Raw genomic sequence first — 16,185 nt, forward strand, 5'->3', positions numbered from 1 at the left:
GACAACGTGGGTCCGGTAGCGTAGCGAATGAGACAAGGAGTTGGCTGAGCATGAAGTGCTTAACGATGTCTAACAAGACAAAGGTCAGCCCTCAAGACAGCGTCTTAGTTTTGATGCGTACGCCCTGTCGGCGCATAACCTTCGTGCGCCGCTCTTCCTGTATATTACTGCCACATAAACATTTACAATTATTCTTATGAAAAGAAATACCCTCCGTTTTTTGTCATTCCTATTAGGGTGTTTTTGCCTAACCATACGAGCTTGGGCCACGCATGCTGTTGGCGGCGAAATCCTGTATGAACCCATTACGGGCGCTGGAAACCGCTACCATGTCACCATGCGACTCTATCAGGATATCGCAGGTACGAACGTTCGGTTTGGGGAGCAAAAGGCACTTCTCTGCAGCAAAAATAGCTGCGATGGCACAGGCCCTGGCAGCTTCAAGGTCGATTTACTGCGCACACGTCGAATTGCTCCGGATGTTGTATTGTGCACTACTGGCACATTTGAAACCCATGTATTTGAAGGAGATGTAGAATTACCTGCTGGTCGGTGGACACTGAGCACTTTCGCAGAGAGCCGGTCTATTGGTATTTATAACATAGGTCAGTCGGCTTCACATAACTTATACATAGAGTCCTTTCTAGATAACTCTAGTGGACTGGTGAACCACTCACCAGTATTTACCGCGTACAAGCTACCTTATATGAGCGGTAACCAACTCCATCAATACAGTTCTAGCGCTTTTGATTTAGATGGGGATTCATTAGTCTACCAAGCAGTTGCACCTTTAGAAAATTTAGCGGCGCAACACAACCAAGCGGCATGCCCTAATGAAATATCCCCCTATGCAGCTGCTCCTCATTTTACAATCGATGCTGCTACTGGAGCATTGCTTTCTACCTCGGCACGGTTCGAGACAGGTGAATTTATTATGCCTGTTCGAGTAGATGAATACCGGAAGCTCAATAATATCTGGACAAAGATTGGCAGCGTTACTCGCGACCAGACATACCGTAACCGTAGCAGTACCAACCTCAACCCCACCTTCACTGGCCTTACCGTAAACAACAGCACTACCACACAACCACTGGAACAGGTTATCAAAGTGAATCCCGGCCAAACAGTTGTCCTCACTCTTACAGCTGCTGATGCCGATGCTGGGCAGAAGTTGCGCTTCGTGAGCGACGTGCCATCCATTGTACCGGGTGCATCCTTCCAAACTTTAAACGCTACGCAGGCCCGCCTGACGTGGGCCGTGCCAGCCACTTTGCCTTTAGGCCGCTACCGGCTCACTGTTGCCGTTGCCGATGACAGTTGCCCCCTCAACGCCAGCGAAGTCCGGACCCTTAGTTTTTGGGTTACCAATCAGGTCTTGTCGACGAAAAGGGCACAGCCACTCGTGCTCTCGGCCAGCCCTAATCCGTTCCGCACGCAGGTATCATTCAGCGTAGCCACCTCACAGCATGTCACGATAACGGATGGTTTAGGCCGGCTTGTAGAATACATAAACAGCCGCCCCGATGGTACCGCTACGTGGCGCCCCGCTACTTCGGTAGCCCCTGGCATTTATTTCGCCCGCTCTGCTGATGGCCAACAGTTCGTGCGACTTGTGCGGGAATAGAGGAAAGTCAACGTATAAAAATCACCTCAAAGCAAAAGCGCTGGCTCTTAGGAGTCAGCGCTTTTGCTTTGAGGTGGCCTAGGCCAGTCTACTTGGTAGTAGGCAGGTTCACGATGACGCGGGCGAAGTAGAAGCCGCCGTTGTAGCCGAACTGGTTGGGGTTGTAGATGGTACGGCCACGGTTGGTGTTGTCGAGGCTGGAGTTGTAGTTCAGCAGCGGGTCGACTGAGAAGTTGGTGGCACTGTTGCGCGGATCGACCTTGTATTTGTCGGGGTAGACGTTGAAGATGTTGTTAGCTCCTACTGTCAGGCCAATTTGCTTGGTTACCTGAGCGCTCAGGGTCAAATCTGTTACCCATTTGGCTCGGAAGGTTTGGTCGATAGAGGAGTACAGGAAATTGGGGTTGCCGGCGGGGCTGCCCAGGCGGGCGTCCTTGTACTGCACAGCTCCAAAACGCACCGTGCGGGCCTCCAGGCTGAAGATGCCCAAAGAATAACCGGCCGTCAGGTTGATTTTGCTGCGAGGTTGGGCGTTTTCGAGGCGGCCGCGCTGCTGACGGTCGAACAGTGTATTCTGTAGGCCAGTCTGGTCGGCATCAATGGTGGCGGAGCTATTCACCTTGCGCACCTTGGTCTCGTTGAAGTTGGCTGCTACGGTTAGATTCAGGTTACCAGGGCCTAGTGGCATACGCTGGTTCGCCACAATATCAATCCCGCGGGTACGGGTGTTCACGGCGTTGGCAAAGAACTGCACCTGACTCACGGGCAGATTACCCAAGATGGTATTCACGGTAGCATTAGCGCGGCTAAACTGCGACGACAGCACAATCCGGTCCCGAATATCAATCTGATAAGCATCAACGGTAATAGAGCCGCTCTTCAGAATGCGAGCTGTGAGACCCAAGCTGTAGTTCTTCGACTTCTCCTGCTTCAGTGCCGCTACCCCAAAGCCTTGCTGACCAGTGGCGCCGGGCGTAAAGCTGTTGCGCACGATGGGGTTGTCGTTGCTGACGGTGAGAACCTGGTTGGGGGCGCCCTGCACAAACTGGGTGCTGGTGTTGGTGAAGTAGCGCTGCTGCAAAGAAGGCGCCCGGAAGCCGTTGCTGAGGGCGCCACGCACGGCCACATCGGGCAGAATGCTATAGCGGGCGGCCAGCTTACCACTCACATTCGAGCCAAAGTCGCTGTAGCGCTCAGCGCGGCCGGCTAGGCCTACCAGCAGCTTTTCGGTGATGTCGCTTTCCAGGTCGAGGTAGCCTGCTACATTATGCCGGGAGCGGTTTAGAGCATCAGAAGGCTGATAGCCGGGGAATACCTGCGCGCCAGCCGCAGCAAACGTGGGCGGAGTGCCCGGCGTCACGACGCGGCCGTAGTTTTCATATGAGCCCCGTTCACCAGCTTTGATGCGGTAGTTGTCGTCGCGGTATTCGCCGCCGAAGGCCACGTTTAGGGTACTCAGCACGGCTACGTTAGTGAAGCGCCGCGTGAAGTTGAGGTTAGAGGTATTCTGCCGGAAGGCAATAGTGCCGGCGTAGAAATTGGTGGGGCTAATGCCAATGGGCAACGACGCATTCAGCGTGTTACTGATGTCGAACCGGATTTCGTTGCGGCCGTAGGTGTTGCTCAAATCAATATCAAACCCCAACGCCCGCGCCCGCAGCCCCGAAATGATCGACTGATCATTGATGGTGGTATTAATGAAGGGCAGGAATCCATTGGGGTAGATGGTGGCATCAACCTGAGTAATCTGGTTGGGTAAGCGGTAGAAGCCGGCGGCCTTGCCCGTCCGCTGCATGGCTCCAGCCGTTACGTAGGCCTCTAGGCCTATGGCGGGGGCCAGCTTGTAGCCAAAGTTTAAGAAGCCCCCGTAGTTACGGGCCTCCGACTGGCCTAGCCGCAGGTTTTTGCGGTCATAACCGTTTTGTGCTACCAGGGCATCATCCTGGGCTTTCAAATCGCGACGCTTATCCTCCGTGTTGGCACTACCGGGGTAGTTGCCCCCGTTACCTCCGAGATAAATGAGGGGTGCCGTATCAATGCCGCTGCGGTTGGTGTAGCCCCGGTTGCTAAACTGCCCGCTCAGATCGAGGTAGCCGCGGCCGTTGAGGCCTACACCCACGTTGGCATCGGCTTGGTACAGGCGGCCGTCGCCTTCATAAGTCTCCCCTACCGTGCTGCTGGCCTGCACACCGGTGGTATCATCTTTTAGCTGAATGTTGATGACGCCAGCAATGGCATCGGAGCCATACTGCGCCGCCGCACCATCGCGTAGCACTTCAATACGCTTGATGGAAGCATTCGGAATAGTATTTAGGTCGGTACCTACGGAGCCGCGCCCTACCGTACCGTTGATGTTCACTAGCGCCGACGAGTGCCGACGCTTGCCGTTCACCAGCACCAGTACTTGGTCGGGGCCTAGACCACGCAGGGAGGCGGGGTCCACATGGTCGGTGCCATCGGAAATGGCTTGCCGCGACGACTGAAACGACGGCGCGATATACGTCAGGATTTGTGAAACATCAGTCTGGGCAAACACCTTGATTTCACGGGCTGAAATCACATCGACGGGGGCCGTGGTCAGGATGTTAGAACGGCCTTCGGTAGCCCGGGAACCCGTTACTACCACCTCATTCAGGGCAGTTTCATTATCCACTAGCCGGACATCAATGGAAGTACGGCCATTTACCGCAATCTGCTGGGTAGCCGAGCCCACCGCCGAAACAACTAAGGTGGCCGTGGGCGGTACGCTTAAACTGTAGCGGCCGCTGCCATCGGTGCTGGTGCCGTTGGTGGTGCCCTTTTCTAGTACGGTTACGCCCGGCTGCGCCGCGCCGTTGTTGTCCAACACCCGTCCAGTGACGGTAATATTTTGGGCCTGCGCCTGGCTCACAATGGCAATGGCTACTGCGGGGAGAAGTAGTAGTCTCTTCATACAAGGAATGAATGGTAAGAATTAGAGTTGCGGGCGAAATGCCAAAGAAGACTTAAATCAATAGTGGGCATTTTGGCAGGCAGAGACGCGGCTTACTTTGGTCAATATAATCACCGAATATTGACAACTGACTATTTGCTGTCGAGATATTGCTTTTCCTCGACCAACGTTATCATATTGAAGCCCAGCATGAACTACTGCACGGCTAGCACATCCTACTCCTCCTTTCATACCAAGCAAAAAAGGCTGCCTCAGCACATACATGCTGAGGCAGCCTATAATTAAGGTTAGCCTATTGCGGGAACTGGCCTAGAAGGATACGTTTACGCGGCCAAAGTAAAACCCACCACTGTAGCCAAACTGGTTGGAGCTATAGGGGAAGCGGCCACGGTTGGTGGCGTCTAGGGTGGTATAGTTCAGGCTCTGCTCGTTGTTGTTGGGGTCCTGGTAGAGACGGTCGGGGTACACATCAAACAGGTTATTCACGCCAATGCTCACGCCCACCTGCTTCAGCACCTGCGCACTCAGCACCAAATCCGTCACCCACTTAGCTGAGAAGGTTTGGTCGATGTACGAACGATCGGGGTTGGCATCTTTAGTTTGAATTTCCCCAAAGCGCACCGTGCGCACGTTCACGCTAAAGATTTTGTAGCCGTAATCAGCACTTAAGTTGATTTTGCTGCGGGGCTGGCCGTTTTCGAGGCGGGCACGCTGGGCCCGGTCGAAGAGGGTATTCTGCAGGCTGGCGTTGTTGTCGATGAACTCTGAGCTATTGAAGCTCCGCACGTTCGTCTCGTTGAAGTTGGCCGCGGCCGTCAGCGTTAGGCGGCTGTCAGCACTTAGTGTTAGGCGCTGGTTAGCTACTATGTCTATACCACGGGTGCGGGTGTTCACGGCGTTGGCAAAAAACTGCACCCCCTGCACTGGGTTTTGGTTTGGGCGCTGGTTGGCATTGAGAATGGCCGCCACGGCATCCGTACTCCGGCTGAACTGGGAGCTGAGCACAATTCGGTCGTCAATATCAATCTGATAGGCGTCGACCGTCAACGTGATGTTCCGCAATAAGCGCGCCGTGAGGCCTAGGCTGTAGTTATTGGAGGTTTCTTGCTTGAGCGAGCCAATGCCGAAAGCGCGCGTAATAGGGTCGTCGTTGTTGGTAGTAAGTACGTCGCGCAACTCACCGCTGGTAAACTGCGTGCTGGAGTTGGTAAAGTAGCGCTGTTGCAAGGAAGGCGCCCGGAAGCCGTTGCTGATGGCGCCTCGCAGGGCCACATCGGGCGTAAGGCTGTAGCGAGCCGCTAGCTTGCCGCTCACATTGGAGCCAAAATCAGAGTAGCGCTCGGCGCGGCCAGCTACGCTTACCAGCAACTGCTCTGTAATGTCGCTTTCTAGGTCAATGTACCCCGCCACGTTGGTGCGGGTGCGGTCGGTAGCATCGGCAGGCCGGTAGCCAGGGAAGCCCTGCGCCCCAAAGGCTGCCCGGGCGCCGTTAACAGTGCGCGTTCCGGCGGCATAGGATCCTTCTTCCCCAGGTTTAATCTGGAAATTATCGACCCTGAATTCGCCCCCAAAGGCCACGTTCAGCGTGCTGATGACGGGCACACTCGTGAATTTGCGCGAAAAGCCCAGGTTCACTGTATTCTGCTGAAACACCAGTGTGCCGGCGTAGAACGAGGTAGGGCTGTTTTGTAAAGAGGCATTCAGGGTATTTTCTAGTTCGTAGCGCAGGCTGTTGCGGCCGTAGGTATTGCTCAAATCAGCGGCAAAGCCCAGCACATTCCCCCGTATGCCCGTGATGATGGAGGCATCGTCAACTGTGCTGTTGATGAAAGGCAGGAAGCCATTGGGGTAAATGCTGGGGTCGTTTTGAAGTACTTGGCTGGGCAGGCGATAAAGTGCACCTGCACGCCCCGTACGGCGCGTGAGCCCGCCGGCTACGTAGGCCTCTAAGCCAATGCTGGGCGCTAGCGTGTAGCCCGCATTCAGGAAGGTGCCGTAGGTGCGCACATCGGAGCTACCCACCCGAATATCGCGGCGGTTGAAGCCACGCTCTGCCACCAAAGCATCGTCCTGCGCTTTTAGAGCCCGTTTTTGGTCGTCAGACAAACCGCTGGGGTAGTTACCGGTAGTGGTGCCCAAGTAGATCAGCGGTGCCGTATCACGTCCGCTACGGTCTACGTAGGAGCGGTTGCTGAACTGCCCACTCAGATCCAGAAAGCCACGCCCACCAAGCCCGATGCCTACATTGGCATCGGCCTGCACTAACTCACCATCCCCCTCGTAGGTTTGGCCTACGGTGCTGCTAGCTTGCACACCCGTGGTATCATCCTTCAGCTGAATGTTGATAACGCCGGCAATGGCATCGGAGCCGTACTGCGCGGCGGCGCCTTCACGTAGCACCTCTATGCGCTTGATGGCCGCGGGCGGAATCACGTTCATATCAGTACCCACAGAGCCGCGGCCTGGTGTACCATTGATATTCACCAGTGCTGAGGTGTGGCGCCGCTTGCCGTTTACCAGTACCAGCACCTGGTCGGGGCCTAGGCCACGCAGCGTGGCGGGGTCTACGAAGTCAGTACCGTCCGTAACAGTCTGGCGCGTGCTCTGGAAGGAGGGCGCGATGTACGTTAGAATTTGGGTGACATCGGTTTGCGCGTAGGCTTTGATTTCGCGGGCCGAAATAACATCTACCGGGGAGGTCGTGAGGATATTGGACCGTCCCTCGGCGGCACGGGAGCCTGTTACCACCACTTCATTCAGGGTAGTTTCGTTATCGGCTAGGCGCACGTCAACGGTCGTGCGGCCACTCACTGGAATTTGCTGCGTGGTAGAGCCAATGGCCGATACAACTAGGGTGGCAGCCGGCGAAACGCTCAGGCTAAACCGGCCATCAGCATCGGTGCTGGTGCCATTGGTGGTGCCGCGTTCGAGCACGGTTACGCCCGGCTGACTTTGGCCAGCGGCATTCGTGACGCGGCCCGTGACGGTTATATTTTGGGCCACGGCTGCAAAACTGGTCACTGACAAGGCAGTCACTAGCCCAATGCGAGCAGAGAAAAGATTTTCCATACAGGTAAGCGAATAAGGGGAACAACTACACAGCTCCTAGGCCAGTGTATGGCAGCCAAGAGACAGTCAACTCAGAAAAACATGTTGCGGCTCCTACTACATAAAAACTTTATGAAGCGCCTTTACCATCGATGCCCATTACAGGCCTTTCGCGCACATACGCATAACCACAGGCAAACGCCGGTAGTGTTCAGCTAACATATAGTAATGGTAAGAGCCGGAATTTGGCAGATTACTTCTGCCTATGCTGCGCGTAGGCAGCCTTCCACCGTGTCAACAACAGCAACAACATCCCGCTGCAGCAAAACCAACGGGCAGCTGAACATAGGCGGAAAGAGGCAAGCAGGTAACAAGCCGCCGGGTTGCGTGCAAATGCAGGGCAGCTGCGGGAGAATTTTTCACGTGGCAACAACAAAAAGCCGGGCAGGCAGTGGCCTAGCATCCGGCATCTGACGCCAACTACTACTAACCGAAGTAAATTGTTTTATCTCTCCTGCTATTTGCTGGCCAAGGCGCCAAGCGTGTTTGTTAGATAAGCTTGCCACCAGTATGCGCCTAATGGCCCCTCGGCTACGGTTACGCGCTGCCCCGGCGCGGGCAATAATAAGGTAACATCTGGCCTAGCCTCTGCTACTAAGCGGTCAGCCGGCTCGTGCCAGCTATGGAAAGCGAGGTTAAACGTGGCCCAATGAAGAGGTAGCAGCGCCCCCCCACCTAGAGCTTGGTGAGCAGCCAATGCATGAGTGGGGCCCATGTGAATATTGGCCCATTGCTCATCGTATGCCCCTACTTCCAACATTACTAGGTCAAACGGTCCGTAGACCTCTCCTATCTCGCTGAAGCCGGCTTCAAAAGGCCCAGAGTCGCCGCCGAAGAACGCGCGATGTTTGGGTCCCAGAATGCACCATGAGGCCCATAAGGTATTGTCGCGGGTGAGGCCGCGGCCAGTAAAGTGGCGAGCCGGGGTGGCAGCCAACGTATGCGAGTGGCCTACGCGCACCTCTTGCCACCAGTCTAGCTCCGTGATTTGCGCAGCTGCCACGCCCCAGCGCCGCAAGTGCCCACCTACTCCTAACGGGCAAAAAAACGCAACCCCAGTGCGGGCTAGCTCCCGAATGGCATCTTTATCAAGATGATCGTAGTGGTCGTGGGAGAGTACTACGCCATCCAGGGGCGGCAGTTCGGTTAGGGCCAGTGGTGGTGCAAAGAAACGCTTGGGGCCAAGAGCCACCGGAGAAGCTCGCAGCCGCCACACGGGGTCAGTCAAGAAACGTAGGCCATCTATTTCAATAAGCGTAGAGGAATGCCCAAACCACGTCACGCGCAGCGCATCGGTGGGCACGGGCTCGTGCAGGGCGGCTACATCGGCCCGGAAGGGCCCTAGCGGAGTGCGGGGTTCTCGCTCCTCTTTGCCAGTTAACCACCGCCGGAGCATCACACCATAGTTTGCCGACATGCTGGTGGGAATGGTATTTAGGTATTTTTTGCCGTTGAAGCGGGAAGGAGTTTTCATGCAGAGTAGTCACCGCTTATGCAGTGCTGTTACTCAGACGAGTAACCCATTAGTTTACTTTAAGTGGCCTAGCTACCGCAATCCATTGCGGAAAAATACCACCCCAAATTTTGGACTGTTACTGTCCAATGCCAGTGCGCAAATTCTGTTTTTTATTTGCTGAGTGCTACTTTGTGGTTAATTGGCCTTTTGCCTCCTTACCATGACCATCCGAAAATTAGCTGCTGAGCGGCGGCGGCGCGAAGCTGCTGAAGCTGAGGTAATCCGACTGCGCGCCCAGCTTGAAGCCGTTTCTACTAGCCTAGCCACGGCACGCATCCCGTCCAATGCCGTCGAGAGCTTAACGGAACTGATCAGCCAATTAAAACGCACGGGGCAGCAATTGGAAGATCAGCAAGGCTTAGCGCGTCAGGTTATTGACAACAGCCCCAACCTTATATATGTGGAGGATGAAGCCGGCCGCTGCGTGCTCACAAACAAGAGCTACCTGCACCTGCAAAACCAGCGTATCGACTTAAATAGGCTGGAAGAAAAACAACCTGGCATTCCTATTAGCCAGCAATCTGTGGAGTGGCCTACCGATGCTTCCACTTCGTTTGAGGAGTGTTACCAGCTCAAGGATGGCCAGACAGTATGGTTTTACACCACCAAAAGCCCCCTGGTGCGTAGCGATGGGTCGCGCTTTCTGCTCACTTACTCCTCTGATATAACAGACCTAAAACGCGCCTATCGTGTAGCAGAAGACTCCGTTCAGGCAAAACAGAATTTTGTGGCCACCATGAGCCACGAGATTAGAACGCCTTTGCACGGCGTGATGGGCCTTACAGAACTGCTGAAGAAAAGCTCACTCTCAGCCGAGCAGGATGATTATGTCGAGATGATTCAATCTAGCACGGAAAACCTGCTGGTTATCATTAACGACATTCTCGATTACGCCAAAATCGAGTCCGGGACCATTAACTTAGAAAGTATCCCCTTCGACATTATGCAGATAGTGCAGGAGGCGGCCCGCTCCCTGAGCTTCAAAATAGCAGAGAAAGGGTTACTACTGCACATTGTTAACCTAAACGAGAAATTACCCCAAGCCAAGGGCGACCCTTTCCGGCTGCATCAGGTGTTGGTAAACCTGATCAGTAACGCTATTAAGTTTACTCAGCAAGGCATCATTACCATTACAATTGATGGCCGCGCGGCAGAGGATGGCACGTTGCCCGTTACCTTTAGTGTAGCCGATACCGGTATTGGTATCAGTGCTGACAACCTGCACCTGATCTTTAATAGCTTCCAGCAAGCTAATAGCAGCATCCCCCGTCTGTACGGGGGTACTGGCTTAGGTCTTACTATCTGCAAGAATATTGTGGAGTTGCAAGGTGGCCAGATTGGAGTGCGAAGTGAGCTAGGCCAGGGTAGCTGCTTTTACTTCACGGTACCCTATAAGGTAAGCGACGAGCCTATTCAGAAGGAGGCTTCGATAACCCAGCCCCTCGACCTGCTGGAAGACCTCTCAATTCTGCTGGCTGAAGACAACTCCGTTAACCAGCTTATTGCTGTGGCCATGCTAGGCCAGTGGCAAGTGCGGGTAGACCTAGCCCAGAACGGCGAGGAAGCTATCAACAAAGCGAAGCTGCGGAAGTATGACCTCATTCTGATGGATGTGCAAATGCCTCAACTTGATGGCCTAGCTGCTACTGCCTGGCTGCGGAAAGAAGCTAACCCCAACCAGCAGACCGCAATTATTGCGCTAACGGCCGATGCTATTCGCATCAGTGAAGACTCGTATGAGCAGCTCGGCTTCACTGATTTTCTCACTAAGCCTTACTCCGAGACGGAGCTTTACAACCTTTTGGCACAAGTGAGCCAGCGGCAGCAGATCCCGTTGCCGCCCGCGCCGCCCGTACCGCCCCACGACCCCAACCTGCGCTACGACTTCTATATGCTAGGTAAGTTGGCCACTAATAAGGAGTTCATCCGAAAAATGCTGGAGTTGTTTATTCAGCGCGTTCCTGGTCAGGTTGAAACCTTGCAGCAAGCCATAGAGCAAGAGAACTGGGAGGATGTAGCCCGTGAGGCACATACGTTGAAGTCTACGTTTGGCAGCCTGAACATTCAGCCAGAAACAAGTCATTTGAAGCGTCTTGAAGAGTTAGCCGCTCTGCAAGCCCCTAAACATGAGCTACAACCCTTGAGTAGCGCAGTTTCCAAGGCTACCCAGCAGTTTGTAGATCTGTTCGCGCAAGAGTTGGCTCAGTTGTCTTAATCTTATATTAAAGTTAAGCCACTGTTAGCAGGAACAGCCTTGGTATAGCAATGGTCAATTGATCTATCTCGTACTTAGAGAAGATGTTAGCCCATTTGCAATCGATTGCAACTACTTATTTTAGTTATATTAATTGATAATATCAGACTTTTCAAGCGGTGTACAACACGCCCATTCAAATACAAATAAATCCGTATAAATAACAAAAAATCAGCCTTTTGGGGGTTTTAAGCCAACTTTTGATACAAAAATCACCAAAATGTATAACCCTGAAGATAGACCTCCGTATCAGGTCTGTATTTTCAAAATTATAAATCTCTTATAAACGGTTTTTGGCACGCAAATAGCCTTATATTTATCCCAGATTGTTTTTTTACGGTAAAACGCAAGCTCCACCGTAAAAGAAATATATTTGGATAATTGGTATTAAGCGGCTACTTTTATAATTATTACCACATTATATTTGCTCTGTCCTGGTAAAGCAGGATGAGCTATACGTTATAGTGCTCTTTTTACTGCCTGCTTTACACTCCTACTCATATGAGAAAGACTCTACTAATAGTTGACGATGAGCCGTCGATATGCTTGATTCTGGAGCACTACTTCAACTTTGATTATCAGGTAGTACTGAAGTCAAATGGCTCGGAAGCAATGACTTGGCTTGAAGAGGGCAACACACCCGATGCCATTGTAGCTGACTATTCGATGCCCGTTATGGATGGGCTTGACTTCATTAAGCGCGTACGAGCTCATCACTCTCACCGCTACACTCCTTTAGTGATGCTGTCTGGCAAGGATGAAACCAGCAATAAAATCAAGTGCCTTAAGCAAGGTGCTGATGACTACGTTGTGAAGCCATTTAACCCAGAAGAACTCGATTTGCGAGTAAAAAAGCTGCTCGATAGAGTTCGGGCCTGACTTTTGCTAAGAAATATCTGCACTATTCTGCTCCCACCCGTTCCCATCTCCCTGAGCCGTGCAACACACAAAATTCAGAGCTTATGAATGCCACTATCACCAACCTGTTGTTTCAAGAAACAACCAAGGATAGGTCTCGGCCCCAGACACCTGCATCAACTAACGACGCTAATGCCGCTGGTCCCTCTTCTCCAGTAGAGCCCCCGAAAGCGAAGTCAAACTCTACGCAGCATCCGCCGCAGGTGCGCTTCCTATTAGGTAAGAGAATTTTCGACGTGGTCTTCGCTACCCTGGCGTTGATTTGCTTATCGCCTCTTTTCCTGATAGTTGCTATTCTTATTAAGCTAGAGTCGAAGGGGCCCGTGTTTTACTACTCTTACCGGGTGGGCATGGGCTATAAAATCTTTAAGTTCTGGAAGTTTCGCTCTATGCGCCCAGATGCGGATAAACTCCTGGCATCAATGAAGGGGCTCAACCAATACCAGGCCGCAGCCGAGCAGGAAGCTACCTATATCTCTCCGCTCTGCCCCAAGTGCCGCACCCAAGGCATGTCGTGCCGGCAGCAACTAATTGATAGCAAGGGCGAAGTAATCTGCGAAAGCCAGCACCAGCTTGCTAAAAAGCTAGAAGCTGAATCGGCCTTCGTGAAGATTGCCAATGACCCTCGTGTAACCCGCATAGGCCAGTTCATTCGGAACACCAGCATCGATGAACTGCCACAGCTCTTCAACGTACTCCGCGGCGATATGTCTATTGTAGGCAACCGCCCTTTGCCCCTGTATGAGGCTGAAAAAATCACAACGGATGAGTTTGCGGCCCGCTTTATGGCGCCCGCTGGTATCACGGGCCTCTGGCAGGTGAGCAAGCGTGGCAGCAAGAGTATGTCGGCCGAAGAGCGTAAGCTATTAGATGTTGAATATGCTAAAAGCTACTCTTTAGTAAAGGATCTACAAATTGTCTGCAAGACAATCCCGGCTCTGTTCCAGAAAGAAAACGTGTAATGAAAAAGTTATTGGGCGGCCTTTTACTGGCTCTACACACTACACTAGCCTTAGGCCAAGCCAAAACTACGTCAAACGAAAGCTGGCAAAGTACCTTCTTTGACACTCCTAACACGGCAATTCCTCTGCTGATAACTGCCGCTGTTAAGCACTCATCGCAACTGAAGTCCATGGAAATTGAGAAATCAATTAGCCAACAGGATATTAAGCTTGCGAAGAAGAACATTTTGGAAAGTGTAGCTCTAGGCGGAAGCTATACTTATGGCAACTTGGCTAGTATTACCACCGCCGACATTGACAATCCGAATCAGTTCAGAACTACGAGTGCCCCCCGCTACAATACTGGCGTTAGTGTGGGGTTGCCGCTCGGCCAGCTTACAAACCGCGGCAACCGGATTAAAAAAGAGGAGCTGAACTTCCAGCGCATGGAAGCCTTGCGCCAAGAGCAAGAAAATGTACTTCGCCGAGAAGTAATTCAGTTGTACCAAAATGTATTGCTAGCCCGCAAAACCCTGGCTTTACGGCAAGAAGCTTTAGTAACGGTACAGACGAATTATCAACTCGCTGAAAAGCAGTTTCGCCAAGGGCAGATTACTCTTCCCGCTCTGTCAGCCGTCAGTAATCAGCTCACAGAGCTGTCCGTTTCACAGGAAACTGCTCGTACCCAATACGATACAGCCTTCATGATCCTGGAGGAAATGGTAGGTACTAAGATCTCCTCCTTAATGACCTCTCGATGAACCTTTCTGACTTGCTCCGCTTGCTGGCGCGGAAATGGCCACTACTAGTACTGGTGCCCCTGGCACTTAGTGCCTCAACGTATTTTTTTGCGCGGAAGCTGCCTAAAGTATATGCTTCAGATACCACCATTTATACGGGTATCGCCTCGGGTTACTCACTTACTGGCAATGCTGAAGCTGATTATAACAAGACGAGCAACGCGTTTGACAACCTGGTTAACCTAATTACATCGCGCTCTACTAAAGAGGAGGTGGTGTATCAGCTGCTGGCTATTCATATCTGGCAAGCCAGCCAGCAACCGTCGTTGCTGAGTGTAGCGCCGTATGATGCCTTACGGGAAAGTGTTCCGACCAAACTGCGTCAGGAGCTAACTGGCCCAACCAAGGAGGCCACTCTGGAAAATGTGCGGCGCTATGCCCAGGCGAACAATACCAACGCGCTGTATAAGCTGGTAAACTCCACCAACGGTACCTACTCTATTGATGCGTTAACTCAGCTGACCGCTGCCCGCATTGGGAGCAGCGACCTGATTAAGCTGCAGTTTGAGAGCTACAATCCTGAACTGTGCCGCACTACGTTGGCTCTGGTAACTAACGTATTTCTGGAGCAGTCTAAGAATCTGCGGGAAGGCCAAACTTCTTCCGTTATCGCGTATTACGAGGAGGAGCTAAAGCAGGCGAAAGCCCGCCTGGCGAAAGCCGAAGGCGAAAACCTATCCTTTAACCGCGACAATAACATTATCAATTACGAGGAGCAGTCAAAGAACATTGCCACAGAGAAAGAAGCTCTGGCCACTGAACTCTCGCAGGTAAGCCAGCAGTACGCTGGAGCACAAGCTGCTTTGCGTGCCATCAACACGAAGCTGGGCGGCCGCCAAGTGGCCTTAGTGTCTGGCAATGGAGACGTGATTAAGCAGCGGCAAAAGCTTGCTCGCCTAAATGCGGCCATTGCCGATCAGCAACTTTACAGCCAACAGCAGGAGCCTGGCTCGGCAGCAAAAGTAAAGCAGCTGCAGGCTGAAGCCGATAAAACTGCCCAAGCTATTCAGGCTAACGTAGACAACTACTACGCCCACAGCAACTCAACGGAGGGAGTCCCGAACCAGGATCTGCTTTCTGAATGGGTACAGGATATGGTGCAGGTAGAATCTAGCCGCGCTAAACTGGAGGTAATGAACCGCCGCAAGCAGGAGTTTGAACGTGAATACCAGCGTATGGCTCCCCTAGGGGCTACGCTTAAGCGTATTGGCCGCGAGATTGAACTGGCGGAGCAGAATTACCTGACGGTCCTAAACAGCTTAAATGCCAGCAAAGCCTCGCAGCAGAACACCCAGCTCACGGCCAACCTGAAAATTATTGACCCACCAAACCTGCCTGCTCGTCCTAAGACCAGCAAGCTCATGCTGCTCGTGTTGCTGAGCGGAGTGGGTGGTTTCGTATTCGTTACTGGCCTAGTGATTGGCCTAGGAATGCTGGATAAGTCGCTGAAGAACCCAACGGTTGCAGCACGCCGGATAGGCTTGCCCGTTGCCGGTATGATGCTGGATACGCACGCTGCTCCCAAGCTCCTACAAGCCTCGCAGCAGCGCAGCCTCGACCAGCTGGTTCGGCACATCCTGCTGAAGGCGAACTCCAATCCGGTTACTTCTCCTTTCGTAGTGGGAGTATTCAGTGTGCAGCGCCAGGAAGGTAAAACAACCTTGTGCCAGGCCTTGGCGCAGCGGTGCCACGAGATGGGGATTCAAACGCTAGCCCTCTACCCCGATGGCAACGACAATGACGAAACCCTAGAGGCTCCTACCCTCTTCTACCCCTCGGAAGCGGCGGCCGTTCAGGGTTGGCCCCTTGACCAACTGATTCAGCATGCTGTACCTAAGCGCATGACTGAGCTGAGTGCCCCCAATGTGCAGGTAGTACTTATTGAGTTTCCTGCCCTGCGCGAAGAAGCATTGCCAGTAGGCGTATTGCGTCAGCTTAACCTTGTTTTCCTGACGGTACCTGCTACCCGCGCTTGGCGCATGACCGACCACGAAACGGTGGAGCGCCTGCGGGCCTCTACTACCGCCCCAGTTGAAGTTGTACTGTCAGGGGTAGCCTTGCACGATGGCGAAGAAGCGCTGAGCTAACGCGG

General features: G+C 53.0%; 9 protein-coding genes. 6 read left to right on the forward strand and 3 right to left on the reverse strand.

The features are described from left to right. The first annotated feature begins 934 nt into the window (after positions 1–934). Positions 935–1,624 carry a hypothetical protein gene (locus tag EU557_RS06145; RefSeq protein ID WP_135529560.1) on the forward strand — a complete coding sequence of 230 codons (690 nt, stop codon included), beginning with the start codon at positions 935–937 and terminating at the stop codon, positions 1,622–1,624. Positions 1,625–1,712: 88 nt separating this feature from the next. Here the strand turns inward: EU557_RS06145 and EU557_RS06150 are convergent, their stop codons facing one another. The 3 genes from EU557_RS06150 to EU557_RS06160 all read right to left on the reverse strand — a co-directional run bounded on the left by EU557_RS06150 (position 1,713) and on the right by EU557_RS06160 (position 9,138). Beyond that, positions 1,713–4,556: a TonB-dependent receptor gene (locus tag EU557_RS06150; RefSeq protein WP_135529561.1), complete on the reverse strand. Its 2,844-nt coding sequence runs from the start codon at positions 4,554–4,556 to the stop codon at positions 1,713–1,715. Between the two features lie 309 nt (positions 4,557–4,865). Further along, positions 4,866–7,625 carry a TonB-dependent receptor gene (locus EU557_RS06155; RefSeq protein ID WP_135529562.1) on the reverse strand — a complete coding sequence of 920 codons (2,760 nt, stop codon included), beginning with the start codon at positions 7,623–7,625 and terminating at the stop codon, positions 4,866–4,868. A gap of 496 nt (positions 7,626–8,121) precedes the next feature. Then, positions 8,122–9,138, reverse strand: coding sequence for an MBL fold metallo-hydrolase (locus EU557_RS06160; RefSeq protein WP_135529563.1), 1,017 nt, complete (start codon positions 9,136–9,138; stop codon positions 8,122–8,124). A gap of 202 nt (positions 9,139–9,340) precedes the next feature. On the opposite strand from EU557_RS06160, the gene EU557_RS06165 reads away from it, so the two are divergent. The 5 genes from EU557_RS06165 (at position 9,341) to EU557_RS06185 (ending at position 16,180) form a co-directional block, all read left to right on the forward strand. Then, positions 9,341–11,395, forward strand: a complete 2,055-nt coding sequence (locus EU557_RS06165; RefSeq protein ID WP_135529564.1) for an ATP-binding protein — start codon at positions 9,341–9,343, stop codon at positions 11,393–11,395. 540 nt (positions 11,396–11,935) lie between these two features. Then, on the forward strand, positions 11,936–12,313 hold the full coding sequence (locus tag EU557_RS06170) for a response regulator transcription factor (protein WP_135529565.1): 378 nt from the start codon (positions 11,936–11,938) through the stop codon (positions 12,311–12,313). Between the two features lie 83 nt (positions 12,314–12,396). Beyond that, on the forward strand, positions 12,397–13,314 hold the full coding sequence (locus EU557_RS06175; protein WP_135529566.1) for a sugar transferase: 918 nt from the start codon (positions 12,397–12,399) through the stop codon (positions 13,312–13,314). Next, a complete protein-coding gene (locus EU557_RS06180; protein ID WP_135529567.1) occupies positions 13,314–14,054 on the forward strand; it encodes a TolC family protein in 741 nt (246 codons plus the stop codon). Before EU557_RS06175 ends, EU557_RS06180 begins: the two co-directional genes overlap by 1 nt. Next, entirely contained in the window at positions 14,051–16,180 is a 2,130-nt protein-coding gene (locus EU557_RS06185) for a GumC family protein (RefSeq protein ID WP_135529568.1), read from the forward strand. The genes EU557_RS06180 and EU557_RS06185 overlap by 4 nt, the downstream gene beginning before the upstream one ends. Positions 16,181–16,185: the final 5 nt, after the last annotated feature.

The sequence above is a fragment of the Hymenobacter wooponensis genome, assembly GCF_004745865.1.
In the GTDB taxonomy this organism is placed as follows: Bacteria; Bacteroidota; Bacteroidia; order Cytophagales; family Hymenobacteraceae; genus Hymenobacter; species Hymenobacter wooponensis.

What these genes read in the sequence shown, in the direction of transcription:
- EU557_RS06145 (WP_135529560.1), top strand. Translation starts at nt 935, where the DNA reads ATGCCTGTTCGAGTAGATGAATACCGGAAGCTCAATAATATCTGGACA.
- EU557_RS06175 (WP_135529566.1), top strand. Translation starts at nt 12,397, where the DNA reads ATGAATGCCACTATCACCAACCTGTTGTTTCAAGAAACAACCAAGGAT.
- EU557_RS06165 (WP_135529564.1), top strand. Translation starts at nt 9,341, where the DNA reads ATGACCATCCGAAAATTAGCTGCTGAGCGGCGGCGGCGCGAAGCTGCT.
- EU557_RS06170 (WP_135529565.1), top strand. Translation starts at nt 11,936, where the DNA reads ATGAGAAAGACTCTACTAATAGTTGACGATGAGCCGTCGATATGCTTG.
- EU557_RS06185 (WP_135529568.1), top strand. Translation starts at nt 14,051, where the DNA reads ATGAACCTTTCTGACTTGCTCCGCTTGCTGGCGCGGAAATGGCCACTA.
- EU557_RS06150 (WP_135529561.1), bottom strand. Translation starts at nt 4,556, where the DNA reads ATGAAGAGACTACTACTTCTCCCCGCAGTAGCCATTGCCATTGTGAGC.
- EU557_RS06155 (WP_135529562.1), bottom strand. Translation starts at nt 7,625, where the DNA reads ATGGAAAATCTTTTCTCTGCTCGCATTGGGCTAGTGACTGCCTTGTCA.
- EU557_RS06160 (WP_135529563.1), bottom strand. Translation starts at nt 9,138, where the DNA reads ATGAAAACTCCTTCCCGCTTCAACGGCAAAAAATACCTAAATACCATT.
- EU557_RS06180 (WP_135529567.1), top strand. Translation starts at nt 13,314, where the DNA reads ATGAAAAAGTTATTGGGCGGCCTTTTACTGGCTCTACACACTACACTA.